This window comes from Sphingomonas changbaiensis NBRC 104936, assembly GCF_000974765.1.
Taxonomy (GTDB): domain Bacteria; phylum Pseudomonadota; class Alphaproteobacteria; order Sphingomonadales; family Sphingomonadaceae; genus Sphingomonas_B; species Sphingomonas_B changbaiensis.
Window position 1 is genome coordinate 37235 of sequence record NZ_BBWU01000021.1, and the last position, 20019, is coordinate 57253.

Annotated in this window: 15 protein-coding genes; 10 read left to right on the forward strand and 5 right to left on the reverse strand. The window is 65.6% G+C overall.

Translation table 11 applies throughout. The features are described 5' to 3' along the window. Window positions 1-140: 140 nt before the first annotated feature. The 9 genes from SCH01S_RS05020 to SCH01S_RS05060 are packed head-to-tail and all read left to right on the forward strand — an operon-like array spanning window position 141 to window position 7382. A complete protein-coding gene (locus SCH01S_RS05020) occupies window positions 141-674 on the forward strand; it encodes a c-type cytochrome (protein WP_046347689.1) in 534 nt (177 codons plus the stop codon). Further along, window positions 671-1651: a cytochrome c oxidase subunit II gene (locus SCH01S_RS05025; RefSeq protein ID WP_046347690.1), complete on the forward strand. Its 981-nt coding sequence runs from the start codon at window positions 671-673 to the stop codon at window positions 1649-1651. Before SCH01S_RS05020 ends, SCH01S_RS05025 begins: the two co-directional genes overlap by 4 nt. Then, a complete protein-coding gene (gene ctaD / locus SCH01S_RS05030; RefSeq protein WP_046347691.1) occupies window positions 1648-3561 on the forward strand; it encodes a cytochrome c oxidase subunit I in 1914 nt (637 codons plus the stop codon). Before SCH01S_RS05025 ends, ctaD begins: the two co-directional genes overlap by 4 nt. Continuing rightward, a complete protein-coding gene (locus SCH01S_RS05035; RefSeq protein ID WP_046347692.1) occupies window positions 3558-4169 on the forward strand; it encodes a cytochrome c oxidase subunit 3 in 612 nt (203 codons plus the stop codon). The genes ctaD and SCH01S_RS05035 overlap by 4 nt, the downstream gene beginning before the upstream one ends. After that, the gene (locus tag SCH01S_RS05040) at window positions 4124-4501 is read left to right on the forward strand and encodes a hypothetical protein (RefSeq protein WP_157032808.1); all 378 of its coding nucleotides are present in this window, start codon (window positions 4124-4126) and stop codon (window positions 4499-4501) included. The genes SCH01S_RS05035 and SCH01S_RS05040 overlap by 46 nt, the downstream gene beginning before the upstream one ends. Beyond that, window positions 4498-5337: a cytochrome c oxidase assembly protein gene (locus SCH01S_RS05045; RefSeq protein WP_052733787.1), complete on the forward strand. Its 840-nt coding sequence runs from the start codon at window positions 4498-4500 to the stop codon at window positions 5335-5337. Before SCH01S_RS05040 ends, SCH01S_RS05045 begins: the two co-directional genes overlap by 4 nt. Then, the gene (locus tag SCH01S_RS05050) at window positions 5324-5725 is read left to right on the forward strand and encodes a c-type cytochrome (protein WP_046347694.1); all 402 of its coding nucleotides are present in this window, start codon (window positions 5324-5326) and stop codon (window positions 5723-5725) included. Before SCH01S_RS05045 ends, SCH01S_RS05050 begins: the two co-directional genes overlap by 14 nt. Further along, window positions 5722-6639: a PQQ-dependent catabolism-associated beta-propeller protein gene (locus SCH01S_RS05055; protein ID WP_046347695.1), complete on the forward strand. Its 918-nt coding sequence runs from the start codon at window positions 5722-5724 to the stop codon at window positions 6637-6639. The genes SCH01S_RS05050 and SCH01S_RS05055 overlap by 4 nt, the downstream gene beginning before the upstream one ends. Beyond that, the gene (locus SCH01S_RS05060) at window positions 6615-7382 is read left to right on the forward strand and encodes a quinoprotein dehydrogenase-associated putative ABC transporter substrate-binding protein (RefSeq protein WP_046347696.1); all 768 of its coding nucleotides are present in this window, start codon (window positions 6615-6617) and stop codon (window positions 7380-7382) included. The genes SCH01S_RS05055 and SCH01S_RS05060 overlap by 25 nt, the downstream gene beginning before the upstream one ends. Before the next feature lie 6 nt (window positions 7383-7388). Here the strand turns inward: SCH01S_RS05060 and SCH01S_RS05065 are convergent, their stop codons facing one another. Further along, window positions 7389-9500, reverse strand: a complete 2112-nt coding sequence (locus tag SCH01S_RS05065) for a S9 family peptidase (RefSeq protein WP_217995416.1) — start codon at window positions 9498-9500, stop codon at window positions 7389-7391. Between the two features lie 35 nt (window positions 9501-9535). Beyond that, complete coding sequence (locus SCH01S_RS05070; RefSeq protein WP_157032809.1) at window positions 9536-12778, reverse strand: exo-alpha-sialidase; 3243 nt, start codon at window positions 12776-12778, stop codon at window positions 9536-9538. Window positions 12779-12963: 185 nt separating this feature from the next. Here SCH01S_RS05070 and SCH01S_RS05075 point away from each other — a divergent pair, with 185 nt between their 5' ends. Further along, window positions 12964-15714 (forward strand): M14 family metallopeptidase, encoded by a 2751-nt coding sequence (locus SCH01S_RS05075; protein WP_084689399.1) that lies wholly within the window; start codon window positions 12964-12966, stop codon window positions 15712-15714. Window positions 15715-15769: 55 nt separating this feature from the next. Here the strand turns inward: SCH01S_RS05075 and SCH01S_RS05080 are convergent, their stop codons facing one another. The 3 genes from SCH01S_RS05080 to secA form a co-directional block, all read right to left on the reverse strand. Continuing rightward, window positions 15770-16336, reverse strand: coding sequence for a DUF488 domain-containing protein (locus tag SCH01S_RS05080; RefSeq protein ID WP_046347697.1), 567 nt, complete (start codon window positions 16334-16336; stop codon window positions 15770-15772). A gap of 59 nt (window positions 16337-16395) precedes the next feature. Continuing rightward, window positions 16396-17145 carry a sulfite exporter TauE/SafE family protein gene (locus tag SCH01S_RS05085; protein WP_046347698.1) on the reverse strand — a complete coding sequence of 250 codons (750 nt, stop codon included), beginning with the start codon at window positions 17143-17145 and terminating at the stop codon, window positions 16396-16398. Window positions 17146-17285: 140 nt separating this feature from the next. Then, window positions 17286-20018, reverse strand: a complete 2733-nt coding sequence (gene secA, locus SCH01S_RS05090; protein WP_046347699.1) for a preprotein translocase subunit SecA — start codon at window positions 20016-20018, stop codon at window positions 17286-17288. Window position 20019 lies beyond the last annotated feature (1 nt).

Consider the following 20019-nt stretch of genomic DNA (forward strand, 5'->3'; position numbering starts at 1 on the left):
CCTCGCCATGCGAGGGGAGGGGGACCGCGCGAAGCGCGGTGGAGGGGCCGACCGCGCAGCGGGCGGAAGCACCCTCCGCTTCGCTCCGGGCCCCTCCACCGCCTTCGGCGGTCCCCCTCCCCAAGCGAGCTTGGGGAGGAATGGCGGTCGCCCTGGTCCTGCTCTCCGCCTGCGACCGTGAAGCGCGGGAGGTGCGCGGGAAACCGCTGCCGGAAACCGCGGTCGCGGCGCAGACCTCGCAGCTTTTCCCCGCCGGCGGCACGGCCGGGCCGATCGACCCGCGCGCCAAGATGTACGAGGGCAACGCCTATCACATCGCCGAAGGCGGGCGGCTCTATCGGCAGATGAATTGCGTCGGCTGCCACGCGAACGGCGGCGGCGGTATGGGCCCCGCGCTGATGGACGATCAGTGGCGCTACGGCGGCCGCATGGACCAGATCGTCGCCAGCATCGACCAGGGCCGGCCGAACGGGATGCCGAGCTGGCGCGGCAAGCTGACGCCGACCCAGATGTGGCAACTCGCGGCCTATGTCCGCACGCTTTCCGCGAACGTGGCGAAAGACGTGGCCCCCAGCCGTTCGGACACGATGTCGGCCACCTATCCGCCCACACTCGCTAAGCCGAAACCGCCGACCGACTCCGACCCAGCCGCGGTGAAGGGACCGGCGCGGTGACACGGGCGCGCCTGAGCGCAGTCTGCGTGGGCCTGTCGACCTCCGGATGCGCCGGCGTGCAGTCGATCGCGCCGTCCGCCGGCGCGCACACGTCCGCGTTCAACTCGCTGTTCGTGGTTTTCCTGGTCGTGTGCGGGTTCTTCTACCTGTTGGTGATCGGGTTTCTGGGCGCCGCGATCCTCAGGCGGCGGCGGCAAGGCGAGGACGGCGTGCCGGCGCTATTCCGGGTCTGGGTAGGACTGGTCAGCCTGTCGCTGGTCGGCCTGGCGTTGGCGAGCTGGCTGACCGACCGGGCCATGGCGAGCTACGGCGACAAGGGGCCGCCCGTGCGCATCCGCCTGACCGCCAATCAATGGTGGTGGGATGTCGAATATCTGGGCGCGAACCCGAGCGAGGCCGTGCGCACCGCGAACGAGGTCCACCTTCCCATCGGCCGACCGACGCTGATCGAGCTTCAGTCGAACGATGTCATCCACAGCTTCTGGGTGCCGAATCTTGCCGGCAAGCAGGACCTGATTCCGGGCCGGACCGAGGATATCGCATTGCTGCCGCGCAAGATCGGTGTGTTTCGCGGCCAGTGCGCGGAGTTCTGCGGGGCCCAGCACGCGCATATGGCGCTGACGGTGGTGGTCGAGCCGGAGGCGCAGTTCCGCAGCTGGTGGCGGCAGCAGCAGGCCGAGGCCCCTGCCCCGCGCACGCCAGAGCAGCTGGCGGGCATGACCTATGTGACGACGCGTGAGTGCGCGACCTGTCATGCGATCGCCGGCACCACAGCCTCGGCTTCGGTCGCGCCGGATCTGACGCATATCGCCAGCCGCAAGACGATCGCGGCAGGCACGCTGCCGATGAGCCGCGGCGGGCTCTATGCCTGGATCGCCGACCCGCAGGGCGTGAAGCCGGGCGCGCACATGCCCTATATCGGCCTGGAGGCGCGGCAGCTCGACGCCGTCGTGGCCTACCTCGAGACGCTCAAATGATCGCGCGCGACGGGCCTGAGCTGCAGGGGGCGGAGCTGCACGACCGGCTGACGCGCACCTGGAGCCGCAAGCCGGGCCTGATCGGCTGGCTTTCGACCGTCGACCATAAGGAAGTCGGCCGTCGCTATATCGTGACGGCGTTCGTGTTTTTCGTGCTGGCGGGTGTGCTGGCGCTGATCATGCGCACGCAGCTGGCGAGACCGGAGAGCGGGCTGATCACGGCCGATCGCTATAACCAGATCTTCACGATGCACGGTTCGACGATGATGTTCCTGTTCGCCGTGCCGGTGATGGACGCCGTCGCGATCTACCTGATCCCATTGATGGTCGGCGCCCGGAACATCGCGTTCCCGCGGCTGCATGCGTTCAGCTATTATATGTATCTGGGCGGCGGGCTGATGCTGTGGATCGCCTTTGCGCTGAACATCGGGCCCGATATCGGCTGGTTCGCCTATACGCCGCTCTCAGGCCCCGAATATGATCCGGGCAAGCGCGCCGACATGTGGGCGCAGATGATCACCTTCACCGAAGTGGCGGCGCTGGCCGTTTCCGCCTCGATCATCGGCACAATCTTCAAGCAGCGCGCGCCCGGCATGCGGCTGGACCGGATGCCGCTGTTCGTCTGGGCGATGCTGGTGGTGTCGTTCATGGTGATCTTCGCGATGCCGGCGATCGCCCTCGCCTCCGGCTTCCTCATCTCCGACCGGCTGGTGGGGACGCAATTCTTCAATCCCGCGGAAGGCGGAGACCCGATCCTGTGGCAGCACATGTTCTGGTTCTTCGGACACCCCGAAGTGTACATCATCTTCCTGCCGGCAACCGGCTTCGTCAGCCAGATCACTGAGACATTCTCGGGCCGCTCCGTGTTCGGCTATCCCTATATGGTGCTGGCGCTGGTCGCGACCGGGCTGCTCGCCTTCGGCCTGTGGGTGCACCACATGTTCGCGACCGGCCTGCCGCGCATGGGCTATGCCTTTTATACGGCGGCCAGCATGACGGTCGCGATCCCGTCCGGCGTACAGATCTTCTGCTGGATCGCGACGATCTGGAGCGGACGGCCGCGCTTCGGGGTGCCGATGCTATACGTGATCGGCTTCATCATCACGTTCGTGATCGGCGGGCTTTCGGGCGTGATGGTCGCAAGCGTGCCGCTCGACCTGCAGATGCACGACACCTATTTCGTCGTCGCCCACTTTCATTACGTGCTGATCGGCGGTGCGGTGTTCCCGCTGCTGGGCGTCGTGACCTATTGGTTTCCGAAGATCACGGGCAGGATGATGTCGGAACGGCTGGGCCGCTGGGCGTTCGGCATCGTGTTCGCATCGTTTCACCTGACCTTCATGCCGATGCACTGGACCGGCCTGATGGGGATGCCGCGCCGGGTCTATACCTATCCCGCCGGCATGGGTTGGGACGCGCTGAACTTCGTCTCCACGATCGGCGCCTTCGGGATCGCGATCGCTGTCATCCTGTTCCTGGTGAACGTGTTCACATCCTACTGGAAAGGTGAGCTGGCCGGCCCGAACCCCTGGGGCGGCACGAGCCTCGAATGGGCCACGACGTCTCCGCCGCCGCCCTATAATTTCGCGCACGTGCCTGTGGTGGAGAGCCGCACGCCGCTATGGGACGCGGATGGCGGCCCCTTGCCGGTCATGACCGGCCTGCGCGTCGACGAACGCGAGACACTGCTGACCACGTTGATCGATGCGGAGCCGGACGTCAGGGAAGCATCGGCCGAGCCCTCGATCTGGCCGCTACTGGCAGCGATCGCGACCTCCATCCTGTTCGTCGGATCAGTGTTCACGCCTTGGGCCGTGGTCTGGGGCGCCATTCCGGTCGCGATTGCCTTGACCGCCTGGTTCTGGCCGAAGCGGAGCAGGGAGCCGGGTGAAGAGCCGGTGATCGCATGAGCGCGCCCTATCGCTTCACGCGCGACTTGGCCGAGCTGCCGACCCACGCCTTCGGCAACCGGAGCCTCACCTGGTGGGGCGTGATCCTGTTCATGCTGATGGAAGGGTCAGGCTTCGCACTCGCCGGGGCGGCCTATTTCATCCTGAAAAGTCATCAAGGCACATGGCCGCCGGCGCCGCTCCAGCCGCCCGGCCTGCTCGCAGGAACATTGTTCACGCTGCTGATCCTGGCCAGCGAGATCCCGAACACGATCGTCAAGAAAAAGGCCGAGGCCGAAGAGATCGCGCCGGTGCGGCTGCTGCTGCCGATCATGGCCGCGATCGGCGGCCTGTTGCTGGTGATCCGCGCGTTCGAGTTCGACAGCTTGAACGTGATGTGGACCGACAACCCTTATGGGTCGATCGTCTGGGCATTGCTGGTGCTGCACACCACGCACATCCTGACCGACTGGTTCGACACCGTGGTGCTGACGGTGCTGATGTTCACGCAACATGGGCCGACGGGAAAGCGCTTCGTCGACGTGAGCGAGAACTCGCTCTACTGGCGGTTCGTCTGGCTGGCATGGCTGCCGATCTATCTGCTGATCTATTGGGTGCCGCGGTGGTGAGGCGAGAGATTGTCGATCGTGCCAAATACCTGCTCACGCCGTGGGCCGGGATGCTTGGGGCGGGTTTCGGTTGGGCGCTGTCTCATCAGGTCGGATCGGACCTGGTGCAGGACAATTGCAACATCGCCAATCCGGTCGTCATGATCCTGATCGGTGTCGTCGGACTCGCGATTGCCGCCTTCGGAGGCCTCGTCAGCTGGCGCGCGGTCGGAAGGGAAGAGGGCGGGCGAAAGTTCGTCTCCTTCGTGGGCGCGCTGATGGCCGCGCTGTTTTCGATCGCGATCTTCATGCAGACGGTGGCCAGCCTGCTTTTGCCGGGATGCTTCGGATGATCGCACTCGCGATCCTTCACGCCGGCGTGCACCACCTGCCGGACGAGGCGCCGGGCTGGACCTGGACGCCGAGCGTGACGCTGCCGCTGCTGGTGTCGGCGCTGATGTATGCGACTGGCTATATCCGGCTGCAACGCCGGGCCGAAGGCGGTCGCGACCAGAATCGGCGCAATGCCTGGAGATTTGCTGCGGGCTGGGCCGTCTTGGCGCTCGCGATCGTGTCGCCGCTGCACGAAGGCGGAGAGCGCAGCTTTACGTTGCACATGATCGAGCACGAGCTGATCATGGTCCCCGCCGCGCTGCTGATCGCGAGCGCGCGGCCATTGGCCGTCATGTTCTGGGCGATGCCTGTCACCCTGCGCCAGAGCCTCGGCGGCGGGGCGCGCTGGTGGCAGCGGCTTGCCGACCCGGTGGTCGCAACCGCGCTGCAGGCAGCGGCCCTGATCCTGTGGCACGCGCCGCCGCTGTTCGATCGCGCTCTGGGGCATGAGGGCTGGCATATTGCGCAACATCTGTCGTTCCTGATCACGGCACTCCTGTTCTGGTGGGCGATGACGCGGGCAGCGGGACGCGGAGCACTGATCGCGGCGAGTTGCCTGTTCGTGACGTCGCTGATCGGTGGCGGGCTCGGAGCTCTGATGGCGTTTTCGACGAGCCCTTGGTACGCGGGCTATGCCGCGATGGGCATGATGCCGTTTGGGCTGACGCCGGCCGAGGACCAGCAGCTTGCGGGCCTGGTCATGTGGATTCCGGGCGGGATGGCGCATGCCGGGGCGGCGCTGATCCTGCTCGCGCGGCTTTTCCGGCCAAGGAGGGAAGCCGATGCGATCGGCTAGCATCCTGGGTTGGTCGGCAGGCATAGCGGTGGTGCTGATCGCCGCCGGCTATGGCTACAACTATGTCGATGCGCAGCGGCAGGTCGCGATCCGCGCTCATCTGCTGACCGGAGGCGACCCCGTGCGCGGATGGCAGTTGATCCAGAATTACGGCTGCGGCGGTTGCCACACGATCCCGCGCGTGCCGCAGGCAGCGGGCAAGGTCGGACCGTCGCTGAAAGGCATCGGCGGCCAGGTCTATATTGCCGGGCGGCTCGAGAACCGGCCCGAAAACCTGATCGCCTGGGTCCAGCACCCGCGCGCGGTCGATCCTTTGACGGCCATGCCGGAGCTCGGCGTGACGCAGCCGCAAGCCCGCGACATCGCGGCTTATCTCTACACGCTATGATGTTCCCGCTGCTGCTGATGCTGGCCGACACCGTCTATGTGTCGAACGAGGCATCCGACGTGGTCCACGTGGTCGATGGCGCGACCGGGGCACGGCGGGGCGACATCGCCGTCGGGAAGCGGCCGCGTGGGCTGACGATGATGCCGGACGGGAAGCGATTGCTGGTGGCTGTCAGCAACGACGACGACGTGGCGGTGGTCGACCTGGCGACCGGCACGGTGGCCCGCCGCCTGCCCTCGGGCGCCGATCCCGAAGTGGTCGCGGTGACGCCGGACGGATCGACGGCGCTGGTGTCGAACGAGGAGGACAATCTCGTCTCTTTCATCGATGTCGCCAGCGGCAAGGTGACGCACGAAGTGCCGGTCGGCATCGAGCCGGAGGGCATTACGGTCAGCCCCGACGGAGCAACGGTGGTGGCCACGTCCGAAACCAGCAGCATGGCCCATGTCATCGATCGTGCCGCGGCGGCGCTGAAGCAGAATCTGCCGGTCGACTCTCGCCCGCGCTGGGCCGCGTTCACGAAGGACGGCAAGCGGCTGTGGGTCTCCTCCGAATTGGGTGGAACTGTTACCGTGTTCAACGCCGCCACGTGGCAGCCGGTCGGCAAGGTGGACTTTACCGGCATCGAGAGCGCCCAGCCCGTCGGCATCGCATTCAGCCCCGATGGCGCCCGGGCCTATGTCGCGCTCGGCCGCGCCAATTCAGTCGCCGAGGTCGACGCGACCAGCTTCAAGATTCTGCGCCGCTTCCCTGCCGGCGAACGGGTGTGGGAGCTGGCGGTCTCGCCTGATGGAACGCGAGTCTATGCGGCGAACGGGCTCAGCGGCGATCTGAGCATCATCGATCTGGCCGCGGCCAAGGTCCGATCGGTCCAGCTGGGAGGGAAGCCATGGGGCGTCGCAGTCTCGCGCTGATCCTGGCGCTCGCCGCAGCGCCCGCCGGGGCTGCAGAGCTGCGTGTGTGCGCGGACCCGAACAACATGCCGTTCTCGAATGCCAAGGGAGAGGGCTTCGAGAACAAATTGGTGGAGCGGATCGCAGCGGATTGGGGACGGACCGTCAAATATACCTGGTGGGCGCAGCGGCGCGGCAATGTGCGGAACACGCTGAAAGCCGGCGAATGCGATCTGATTCCCGGCATCGGCAGCACGGTCGAGATGGTCGCGCCCAGCCGTCCCTATTACCGCGCCAGCTATATGTTCGTGACGCGTGCGGACCGCCGGCTCGACATCGCCGATTTCGACGATCCGCGGCTCAAGACGCTGCGGATCGGCGTGCAGATGATCGGCGACGACGGCGCGAACACGCCCCCCGCGCACGCGCTCACGAGGCGCGGGATCATCGACAACGTGCGCGGCTATCTGATCTATGGCGATTATGCGCAGCCGGACCCGCAGGCCGCGATCGTGCGCGCGGTCGCGTCGGGCGACATCGACGTGGCGCTGGTCTGGGGCCCGGTCGCACGCTGGTACGCGAAAGCATCCCCTGTCGCGCTGAAGCTGACGCCCACACCATGGCTCGACGGTCCGCAGCTGCCCATGCAGTTCGACGTTTCGATGGGGGTGCGTCGCGATGACGAGCAGCTGCGCGGCGATCTCAATGCCTGGCTGGACGCTCACAAAGCCGAGGTGGAGGCGATCCTCTCGCGCTATCGCTAGGCTTTGCTACGGCTTCAGCTCGCGTTCCAGGAAACGCACGCTCGCCTGATCCGCTTTCAGCCAGTCCTGGTGGCGCAGGAAGTCGTGGATTTCGTTCGGGACGACCATTTCCTCATAGCGGACGCCCTGGGCATCGAGGCGCCGGGCCAGATCGATCGTCTGGCTGAAGCGCACGTTACGGTCGTCGTCGCCGTGGATCAGGAGCACCGGCGAGCGCCACGTCGCCACGTCGGCAACCGGTGAGCTGGTGAAGGCGGTCTTCAGCGCCGCTTCCCAATCGCCCTGTTCGTAGCGCTTGGGCGGCGTCTTCCGCTCGGCCAGCGTGCGCGACATGTCATGCACGCCGTGGAAGTCGACGCCCGCCTTGAAGATGTCGCTGTCGCGCGCCAGGGCGAGTGCGGTCAGATAGCCGCCGTACGAGCCGCCCCAGATGCCGATCCTTTGCGGATCCACCTGCTGCAGCGTCTGAAGGAAATGCGCGCCGGCGACGACGTCGCGATACTCGGAGGCGCCCGTCGCGCCGGCATCCTTCGGATGGTGGAACGGCCGCCCATAGCCGATGCCCAGTCGGTAGTTCACCGACAGCACCACGAAGCCGCGCGACGCCAGATACTGGTTCACCGCATATGCGTGGGAGTAATAGAACATGTAGGACCAACCGAGCAGCATCTGCCGCGGCGGCCCGCCATGAACGAAGATCAGCGCCGGCTTCTTCGCCTTGCCGCCGGACGCGTCGAACAGCTGGCCGTGTACGAGCACGCCGTCCGCTGCGCGGAACATGACCTGCTTGGGCACGACCAGCGGGCCGGGCGTGTAGGCGGGCAATGGCACAAGCGCGTGTTCACTGCCCCGGGCGGCCCCGCTCCAGTACACCGCGGGCGGGCGTTTCGCGGTCGCCGAGACGAAGGCGACGCCCGGGCCGGCGGGAACCGGCATCCATTCGAGCCCGTCGCCGCTGCTCAGCGCCTGCGGCGCCGCTCTGTCGACCGGAACACGGAAGATATGCCGCCGATCGTCGTCGCCGTCGGACGTGCCGGTGTTCGCGCTATAGAGCAGCGACTTGCCGTCACCGCTCAACGCGACATGCTCGACCATATAGTTGCCCGGCGTCAGCAACATCGCCTCGCCGCCCGCTGCCGGCACCGAATAGAGATGCGGCCAGCCGTCCATCTCGGCACGGAAGGTCAGGCGGTGGCCCGCCGCCCAGCGGAGCGTCGGTCCGTCCGGGACCGACGTCCAGGAGCCGTCCATCGTATCGGGGCTGCGCCAGACCTGCGCGCCCTCGCCCGTCCTCGCGTCGGCAACCCAGATCGACCAGGGTTGCTTCACTTCTTCGAGCAACGGCTCCGGCGCGCCGCCGACGCCCGGCCGCCGCGTGAAGCCGATCCGGGTGCCGTCCGGCGACCAGACCGGATTGTCGTCGCGGCCGGTCGAGGGCGCCAGCCACAGGATCGGCTGGTCCTTGCCGGTATAGATGCCGACGAAGCTATGGTCGCCACGGCCGGACACGAATGCAAGACGGCGACCGTCAGGCGACCAGGCGAGGTTCTGCACTTCGCCCCGATCGAAGAACAGGCGTTCGGGCTTCCCGCCCGGCTCCGCGACCCAGACCTTGCCGTCGCGCACGAAGGCGATCCGGCCGGCATCGGTGATTGCGGGCGCGTCGCCCTCCCCCACCTCGCGCGGTGCGCCGCCGGCCACGTCGGCGGTCCAGACCGCCAGGTGAGGCTGTTCGACGTCGCTGGCGGGATCGGGCTGGAGGCCGCCTTCGGCTTCCCAGTTCGAATCGTGGTCGCCGCCGCGCACCCAGGCGATGCGCCGCCCGTCCGGCGACAGTGCGATCGATGTGAGCTCCTGCCCGTCATCGTTCTGCGTGTCGGTCAGGCGACGTGGGCTGAAACCAGCGCCGCTTGCGACCCAGATGTTGCGGATGCCGTTCTGGCGCGCGACCCAGGCGATGCTGTCGCCATGCTCCGATGCGGTCAGCTGCTCGGCGAACGGAAAGGCAAGGGTCTGCTCAAGCCCGGGCAGCGCGGGTTCGGCCGCGATTGCGGCACCTGGCGCCAGAGTAACCAGCGCCAGGGAAACCGCCGCCAATGAAACCTGCATCTTCCACATACTGCCCCCTATTCGTTCGATCGTGAGCGCCGGCCTCAGCCGTCGCCGCCTTCTCCTTCGCTTTCGCTCTGGGCCGCATCGGCCTCGTCGTCCCGGTCGAGCTGCTCTTCCGAGACTGCTGGCGGGGTCGTGGTAAGCGCCGGCAGGCCCTTCGCTTCGAGCATCCGGTTGAAGGCCGGCAGGTCCTTGGCCATCAGGCTCGCATAATCGGCAGCGCCGCTCTTGAGCTCGCCTTCCAGCATGTCGATCATCTGCGGCGCCGTCTGGGTCGGCCGCTGTTCGGCGCTGCCCCACACGTCGAGGACGTGCCCGTTCACTTCGGCATACATCCACAGCAGGTTGAAATAGACCTTGTAGGCGGACAGGTAATATTTGTCGTCGCTGGGCGCCATGTCCTTGTTGAACAGCCGGTATTCGACGGTCTGGAGCTTCTGGTCCATCTGGTCGACGGCCTTCTTCAGCCCGGCATTCTTTCCGGTCAACTGCGGCTGCATGTCCTCCAGCTGGCGACGCAGCCATTCGATGCTGTTGACGATATCAGAGGTCTGCTTGACGTCGTCCCGGATGCGCAGCCCCAGCTTCGTGGTCGCGGCCAGATCCTCGACCGTTCCAGGGCTGTTCGGATCGAGCATGATCTCCAGCGGCGCCGTCTGCGTCTGGCCGTCCACCGTCAGCCTGACCTGATAATGGCCCGGCGGCACGATCGGCCCGCTCTGGCGGGTCGGCAAGCCCCATTGCGTCACCGTGCGATAGGCGCGGTTCTTCTTGAAGCGGGGCTCGTCCCAGATGAACGGGTTCTGCGGTGGTGTGGTGCGCAGCCGCACGTTGTCGAGCTGCGGATAGCGCATGTCCCAGACGATGCGGTTCAGCCCCGCCTTGCCCTTCTGATCGAGCGTCCGGATCACCGCGCCGTCGGCGTCGAGGATCTCGGCCTTGACCTCTTTGGCCGGGGCCGATTTCAGCGAATAGTTGATGTAGACGGCCTGGTTCCGCGACAGCCGATAGGTCGGCCGCGGATCGAACAGCCGCACGTCCGGCGACGCCTTGCCGGCGGCAAGGTCTGCCGACATCTGCTCCAGCGGCGTGATGTCCGGCAGGATGTAAAAACCGCGGCCCCAGGTCGACACGACCAGGTCATGGAAGCGCGGCTGAACGACCGTCCAGGTCACGGGCGACGGCGGCAATCCTTCCCGCAGGTGCGTCCAATGGCCGCCATCGTCCAGGCTGTAATAGAGCGCATTGCCCGTCCCTGCGAACAACAGACCCTTGGCATTGGGATCCTCGGAGACGTTGCGGACATAGGCGAGCTCGCCGCGCGGCAGATCGCCGTCGATCCGCGTCCAGGTCTTGCCCATGTCGCGCGTGCGATAGATGTACGGATCGCGATCGTCGTTGATGTGGAAATCGACCGAGATATAGGCCGTGTTCGCGTCAAACGTCGACGGCTCGATGCTGGTGATCGTGCCCCAGGCCGGCAGGCCGGTGATGTTCCTGGTGACGTCGATCCAGCGGCCGCCGCCATCGGTCGTGTACCACAGCTTGCCGTCGTCTGTGCCTGCCCAGATCAGGCCGCGCTGCTTCTTGGACGGTGCAATGGCGTAGACCACTTCGCCGTAAAACTGGCCAAGATTGTCGCCGGTCAGGCCGCCCGACGAAACCAGACGGCTCGGGTCCTGGGTCGACAAATCGGGGCTGATGACCTTCCAGCTCTCGCCCGCGTCGGTGGTTTTGAAGATCACCTGGCAGCCATAATAGACCGACTTGGGATCGAACGGATCGATCGCCAGCGGCGCCGTCCAGTGACAGCGATATTTGGTGTCGTTGGGCGCGGAGCTCAGGATGTGAAGCCACGGGCTGACTGAGCGCGCGAGCTTGGTCTTCCCGTCCCAGCGGGTCACTTCGTTGCCGTAGCAGGTCGCCCAGACGATGTTCGGGTCGCTCGGATCGGGCACGGTCCAGCCCGATTCGCAGCCGCCCATGCCGTGCTCCCAGCCGGCGCCGCTGCCGATGCCCCACGACGTCGAGCCCAGCGGAACGCTGGGGCCCCGCATGGTGCTGTTGTCCTGCATGTTGCCGTAGAAATTGTACGGAATCTGGTCGTCGACCGCGACATGGTAGATCTGGCCGATCGGCAGGTCCGTCTTGTTCCAGCCGCGGCCGCCGACCGTGGTGACGTCGACGCCGCCGTCATAGGTGATGGCGAAGTGCTCGGGGTCCTTCGGGTCCAGCCAGATGTCGTGATTGTCGCCGCCCCACCGCTCGATCTCGAAATTCTTCCCGCCATCGGTCGAGACGTGATAATTGCTGCTGGCAACGTAGACCTTGTTCTCGTCGCCCGGAGAGACGGCGATCTTGATGTAATAGCCGGCGCGCCCGATCAGGGTGCGATCCCAGGTCATCACGCGCCAGTTTTCACCGCCATCGTCCGAGCGCCAGAGCGCGCCCTGGCCGGGCGCTTCCATCAGCGCATAGATGCGCTTCGAATCGGTCGGTGCGATCGCGACATCGACCTTGCCGACCGGCTTCGTCGGCATGCCGTGGCCGACCACGCGCTTCCAGCTCTTGCCGCCGTCATGGGTGATGAACACGCCGCTGCCCGGGCCGCCGCTGAACTCACCCCAGGTGTGCATCACGACCTGCCAGGTGCCCGCGACCAGCGTGTTCGGGTCTTTCGCATCCATCGACAGGCCTGAGCAGCCGGTGTTCGGATCGACGAACAGTGACCGAGTCCAGGTCTTGCCGCCGTCAGTGGTGTGGAAGACGCCGCGCTCCTGCTGCGGTCCGGTCAGGCGGCCGGCAGCGCAGACCCAGACCTCGTCCGCATTGGTGGGGCTCGCGATCATGTGCGCAATGCGGCCGGTGCCCTTCAGGCCGACATGGGCCCAGGTCTTGCCGCCGTCGGTCGAGCGATAGACGCCGTCGCCCATCACATCCATGTCGCGGATCGCCCAAGCCTCGCCGGTGCCTGCCCAGACAACATTGTGGTTGACGGGAGAGACCGCCAGCGCACCGATCGCCGCGACGGACTGCTTGTCGAAAATCGGATCCCACTTGTTGCCGCCGTCGGTGGATTTCCAGATGCCGCCGGAGGCCGCGCCGGCATAATAGGTGGTCTTGTCGCCAGGAATGCCGGCCACGGAGGCGACACGGTTTCCGTGCGCGGGCCCGGCGAAGTGAAAGCCGAATGCGTTTGAATCCGGCGCCTCCTGAGCGTGCGCCGCAGCCGCCCCGACAATCGCCAGCATCGAGGTCGAAATCCGCACCCAGTTCATCTGCACCTGAATCTCCTAGACGAGCCGCATTCATCGTATACTAAATACGGCGACCGGAATGTCGATAGGGAACGCGGATGCGGGTGTGCACGGCCGAAATGGTTCGATCAACCGGGCCCGGTCTCGCTCCTCGTGCCCGGCTGAAATAATGATAACGCTGACGGCCTGTTTGCCTCGCCAAGGGAGTTGAGATGCACCGCGCTTCGATTGTCGCACTGATGTTGGCGGCCGCGCCTGCCACCGCCCAGGCCGCACCGGCCCCCGCTACGACCGACCAGGTCACCGCGCCGGAGGCCGTATTCGGCACCAGGACGGGCACGGATTATTTCCTCGCCGACTATACGATGATGACGCAGTGGCTGCAGAAGGCCGCGACCGAGAGCAGCCGGATGAAGCTTGTCAGCATCGGCAAGACGGCCGAGGGGCGCGAGCAATATATGGCGATCGTCTCGTCGCCCGAGAATCTCGCAAAGCTCGATCATTACCGGGAAATCTCGAAGACGCTGGCCCTGGCCAAAGGCCTGACCGACGACGAGGCTCATGCGCTCGCGAAGGAAGGCAAGCCGATCGTCTGGATCGACGCCGGCCTGCACGCGACGGAAGTCGTCAACGCCCAGACCCATCCGCAGATCATCTACGAGATGCTGACCGGCAACGACCCGGAGACGCTCCGAATCCTGGGCGACGAGATCGTGCTGTTCCCGTTCGCGAATCCCGACGGTCTGGAGCTGGTCGCCGACTGGTACATGCGTCCGGCCGACAAGCTGAAGCGGCGCACGGAAACGATCCCGACGCTGTATCAGAAATATGTCGGCCATGACGATAATCGCGACAGCTACATGTCGAACATGCCCGAAATAACCAACATCAATCGGGCCTCGTTTCGCGAATGGTTTCCGCAGATCATCTATAACGAGCACCAGACCGGTCCGGTCGGCACCGTCGTGTTCATTCCGCCTTTCCGCGACTATCCCAATTTCAACTACGACCCGCTGGTCATCAACCAGACCGATGCGCTTGCCTATCAGATGCACGGCCGGTTGCTCGCGGAAGGCAAGCCGGGATCGACCATGCGGTCCGGAGCGCCCTATTCCACCTGGTTCAACGGCAGCATCCGCACCGTCAGCTATTTCCACAACGCGATCGGCATCCTGACCGAGATCATCGGCAATCCGACGCCGATGGACATCCCGCTGGTTCCCGACAACCAGCTGGCCCGCGAAGACCTGATCGCGCCAATCGCGCCCCAGCCGTGGCACTTCCAGCAATCGATCGACTATGTGAAATCGATGGACCGCGCCGTCATGGACTGGGCGTCGCGCAACAGCTCAACCCTTCTCTACAATCGTTACGTGATGGGCCGGGACCAGATCCGGAAAGGCAGCGAGGACAGCTGGGTCATCACGCCCAAGCGGATCACGGCGCTGAACGAAGCCGCGAAGAGCGCGCCGAAGCCCGTCGACACGGGCGAGTTTCGGGGCGCGCACGTCGTCGATTCCAGGCTTTACGACACGGTGCTGCACGATCCTGTCCACCGGGCGCCCCGCGCCTATCTGATCCCGGCTGACAGCCAGCCGGACATGCCGACGACGATCCGGTTCCTGAACGCCTTGATCAAACTGGGCGTCGAAGTGCAGCAGGCGGACAGGCCGTTCACCTTCGGCGGCAAAACCTATCCCGCGGGCTCGTTCGTGGTCCGCACGGACCAGGCTTTCCGACCGCATGTGCTCGACATGTTCGAGCCGCAGGACCATCCGCAGGACTTCGCCTATCCGGGCGGGCCGCCGAACAAGCCGTATGACGTCACCGGCTACAACCTCTCCTACCAGATGAACGTGAAGTTCGACCGGGTGCTCGATGCGTTTCCCGATCAGTTTCCGGCCGTGCCCGACGAGCTGACGCCTCCGGCCGGGCACGTCATCGGGTCGGGCGGCGACGGCTTCGTCGTCAGCCACGCGACCAACAACAGCTTCACCCTCACCAATCGTCTGATGAAGGCGAAGCAGCCGGTCTATTGGATGAAGACGCCGGTGACGGTCGCCGGACAGAGTTTCGCGCCGGGCGCGCTGTGGATCCCCGCCTCGGCCGAAGCGCGCCGCATCGTGACGTCGAGCGTCGGTCCGCTCGGCATCGACGCCTATGCGGCGCCCAAGCCGCAGGCCGAAACGATAGCGATTAAGCCGGTCCGCATCGGACTGGTCGACGTCTATGGCGGCTCGATGGCGTCAGGCTGGACCCGCTGGATCTTCGAGCAGTTCGAATTCCCCTACACCAAGGTTTTTCCGCAGGAGCTCGACAAGGGCGGGCTCGGCAAGAAATATGACGTGCTGGTGTTCCAGACCGACGTGCTGGGCCGCGAAGGCCGTGCCCGCCGCCAGCCGGACGCCGCCGACATCCCGGCCGAATACCGGCCCATGCTGGGCGCGATCACGAAGGAGAAGACCTACCCGCAGATCGCCGCCTTCGCCAAGGCGGGCGGCACTGTCGTAACGGTGGGCGACGCCGGCTCGCTGGGCGAGGCGCTGGGCCTGCCGGTCAGCGATCCGCTGACCAAGATCGGCAAGGACGGCAAGCGGGTGCCGCTGCCGTCGACGGAGTTCTACATTCCGGGATCAATCCTGAGCGCCAAATTCGATGTCTCGGACCCGCTTGCCTATGGCATGCCGGAGACGGCGGACGTGTTCTACTACAACAGCCCGGTCTTCACGGTCACCAGCCCCGGCGCGAAGAAGGTCGCCTGGTTCGACAGCGAAACACCGCTGCGCTCGGGCTGGGCATGGGGACAGAAGGCCCTGAACGGCACAACCGCGATCGTGGACGCCCAATTGGGCAAGGGTCATGTCTTCCTGCTCGGGCCTGAGGTGACGTCCCGCGCGCAGCCGTTCAGCACGTTCAAGCTGCTGTTCAACGGCATCTATTACGGTCCTGCCGACGTGAAGTAGCAGAGGGCGCCGCCCCTTAGCGGAGGGGCGGCGGCGGCTGGCCATCCGGCAAGTGCTACAGCAGCCGCGGCTGCTCGGGCGGGTAGGTGATCGACCTGCCATCCACGCGTGCGAACGGCGTCAGCGCGTGCATGCGGCAACCGGTCTCGGACATGATCTCGACGACCGGCACGTCGCGCACCTCCAGCGCGTCGGCGACGAGCGACCGGTGGCAGCGCCACGGCACCGCTTCCGCGCACATGATCGCCGTGCGGCTTTGCCGGCCGATGCGCACGAGCTCGTCGACCGCGTCCTGGAACGCAGCGGTCTGCATATAGTCGGCATAACCGCGAAAGCTCTTGTTGCGCCAACCGCTGTTGAGTGAATCCCGGTGCGGGTGCCGCAAGCCGCCGAGCGCCGGCATCGGGACATAGACAATGCCCGCCGCGGCCAGGCTGTCGCCGAGCGCGTCGGCGTTGAATTGCGGATTGTGGCGCGACCGCGGCACAGTCCGGACGTCCCCCAGCCGTTCGATGCTATAAGCCTTCAGCAAGGCGACGAAACTCTCGATCGGCAATGTCGAATGGCCGACCGTGAAAATCGTGCCGTCCGGCCATTGTGCGTCAGGCGGGCATGAAGACATCTCGGTTGATCAAACGGCCGATCAGGGCCGCGGTTTCGCCTGGGTCCGCGCGAGAGGTGCTAAGCGGCGCCCCAGACCTGCAGCAGGATGCGGACAGCGACATACAGGATCAGCACCGCCGTCAAACGCCGTAGCCATGCCGGCGGCAGCAGCTGCACGCCGGCGCGGCTGCCGATCTGGCCGCCGACCAGCACGGCGAGCGCCAGCGGCCAATAGCCGGCCGCGGCGCGGATCAGCTCCGGGTGACCGGCAATCTTGGTCAGCTGCCCGCCAAGCCCGGCCAGCGAATTGGCAAGGATGAAAATCGACGCAGTCGCAGCGACACGCCGGGCGCGGTCCCAGCCGATCAGGTGCAGCATAGGCGCCAGGAAAATGCCGCCCCCGATCCCGACGATGCCGGATAGCAGGCCGAGCGGGCCAGCGACCGCCGGGCCGATGACCGTCGCGCGCCGCTCCGTCATCTCCCGCTCCGGCTGGACCAGCAGCAACACGCCCGCGACCAGCAGCGAGCTGCCGAGCAGGACCAGAAACAGGTGACGGGAGACCGGCAGCATGCCGCCGACCCAAGCCGCAGGCACCGACAGTGCGAGCAGTGGCAGCACCTTGCGCCAGGGGATCAGCCCCGCACGAGCGAAGCGGATCGTCCCGCCGACCGCGACGATCAGATTGCAGACGAGCGCGACGATCGGGAACACCCGGTGATCGACGCCGGCCAGCGCCAGCAGCGCGTTATAGGTCGACCCGCCCGCGAAACCGACGCTCGCATAGAGCACGGCAGTGAGGGCGAAGAGGACGACTAAGACCAGCAAGCGTCACCGCCCTCGGTTTGGGCTGAGCTTGTTGAAGCCCTCCCTTTTTTTCAGACATGGGTGTCTAAAGAAGAAGGGAGGCCTTCGACAAGCTCAGGCCAAACCGCGCTGTTGGACGGCCATAGCGGCCAAATCCTGGCTCAAAGCGCCCCGTGACAGTGCTTGTACTTGTTGCCCGATCCGCACGGGCACGGCGCGTTGCGGCTGACGCGGCCTTCCCATTGAGCAGGATCGTCACCCAGTTCCGCGGCCATCAGCGGCTGAGCGATCTGCAACGGCGGCAGCGTCGAGGTCATCAGCCCGCTCGCCGCATCCTGGTCCCAGCTGTTGTCGTCGCCGGTCAGCGGATCGATGTGCGTGGTCACGAACTCCGGCATCGGCGGCAGCTGCGGCGGCGCGGCCATGAACTGGGCATGGCCGAGCACGCGCGTCACGTCCTCGCGGATCGCTTCCAGCATCCGCTCGAACAACGCGAACGCTTCCTGCTTGTATTCGTTGATCGGCGTCTTCTGCGCATAGGCGCGCAGGTGGACGACCTGGCGCAGCGCGTCGAGCGTCGACAGATGCTCTTTCCAGTGATGGTCGAGCGACTGCAGCAGCACGCTCTTTTCCACCTGCATCCAGGTCGAGGGCTCCAGCTCCGCCGCCTTCGCCGCCATCACCTCGTCGGTCATGGTGCGCAGCCGTTCCTCGATCATCTCGGGATCGACGGCCTGTTCCTGGATCCAGTCCTCGATCGGAATCTCGACCGCGAGCGTATCGCGGGCGCGATCCTTCAGCCCCTGGATATTCCACTGCTCGGGATAGGTGTGCGGCGGGCAGGCTTCGCCGACCAGCGCGTTGACGGTCTCGTGCCGCATGTCCTCGACCACGTCTTCCAGCATGTCGGAGTCCATGATGTCGGTGCGCTGCTCGTAGATCACCTTGCGCTGGTCGTTCATGACGTCGTCATATTCGAGCAGCTGCTTGCGGATGTCGTAGTTGCGCGCCTCGACCTTCTTCTGCGCGGTCTCGATCGCCTTGTTCAGCCAGCGCGATCCGATCGCCTCGCCGTCGGCCAGGTTCGCGTTCATCATCTTCGAGAACATCGTGTCCGGCCCAAAGATGCGCAGCAGGTCGTCGTCCAGCGACAGGTAGAAGCGGGAAAGGCCCGGATCGCCCTGGCGGCCGGAGCGGCCGCGCAGCTGGTTGTCGATGCGCCGGCTCTCGTGCCGCTCCGTGCCCAGCACGAACAGGCCGCCGGCTTCGATCACCTTGCGCTTGGACTCCTCGACCTCGCGCTTGATGCGGGCGATCGCCGCGTCGCGGTCCGGCCCTTCCGGCATGTGCGACAGCTCGTCTTCGACCCTGAATTCGACGTTGCCGCCCAGCTGAATGTCGGTGCCGCGGCCCGCCATGTTGGTCGCGATCGTCACCGCGCCCGGCTGTCCGGCCTGCGCGACAATATGCGCTTCCTGCTCGTGGAAGCGGGCATTGAGCACGTTATGCGGCACATTCAGCTGGCGGAGATATTGCGACAGCAGCTCCGACTTCTCGATCGACACGGTGCCGACCAGCACCGGCTGACCACGCCCGCTATGCTCTTCGATCGATTTCGCAATGGCGGAGAATTTGTCCTTGATATTCTTGTAGAACTGATCGTCCTCGTCGACGCGCTTGACGGGCAGGTTCGTCGGGATGGTGACGACGTTCAGCTTGTAGATGTCGTGGAACTCGCCCGCTTCGGTCGCGGCCGTGCCGGTCATGCCGGCAAGCTTCGGATACATGCGGAAGTAATTCTGGAAGGTGATCGAGGCGAGCGTCTGGTTCTCCGGCTCGATGTTGACGCCTTCCTTGGCCTCGACCGCCTGGTGCAGGCCGTCGGACCAGCGCCGCCCGTCCATCATGCGACCGGTGAATTCGTCGATGATGACGATCTTGCCGTCCTTCACGATGTAATCGGTATCGAGCTTGAACATCGCGTTCGCGCGCAGCGACTGGTTCAGGTGATGGACGACCTGGGTGTTCTCGAAATCGTACAGATTGTCGCCCTGGAGCAGGCCCGCAGCCTCGAGCATCCGCTCGGCCTTTTCGGTGCCGTCTTCGGTCAGGATGATCGTCTTCTGCTTCTCGTCCAGTTCGTAATCGTCAGGGACGAACTGCTTCACGACCGCATCGACCTGCTTGTACAGCTCGGACTTGTCGTCGGTCGGACCGGAAATGATCAGCGGCGTGCGCGCTTCGTCGATCAGGATCGAGTCCACCTCGTCGACGATCGCGAAGTTGAACGGGCGCTGCACCATCGACTCGCGCTCGTACTTCATGTTGTCGCGCAGATAGTCGAAGCCGAATTCGTTGTTGGTGCCGTACGTGATGTCCGCGGCATAGGCGTCGCGGCGCTGCTGGTCCGTCAGGTTGGGGATGATCACGCCCACGGTGAGCCCCAGGAAGCGATAGACGCGCCCCATCCACTCGGCGTCGCGCGAGGCGAGATAGTCGTTGACCGTCACGACATGGACGCCCTGGCCTGGCAGCGCGTTCAGATAGGTCGCGAGCGTCGCGACCAGCGTCTTGCCCTCGCCGGTGCGCATCTCGGCGATCTCGCCCCGATGGAGCACGATACCGCCGATCATCTGCACGTCATAATGGCGCTGGCCGAGCGTCCGCTTGGCGGCCTCGCGCACCGTGGCAAACGCTTCGGGAAGAAGGCTGTCGAGGCTTTCGCCATTCGCGAGCCGCTCACGGAACAAGATCGTCTGATTGGCCAGATCCTCGTCGCTGAGCGCGGAGATATTGGCTTCGAAGCCGTTGATCCGGTTAACGGTCGACTGAAGCGACTTGACGTAGCGTTCGTTCGAAGAGCCGAAAATAGCCTTGGCGACTGCGCCGAGCATG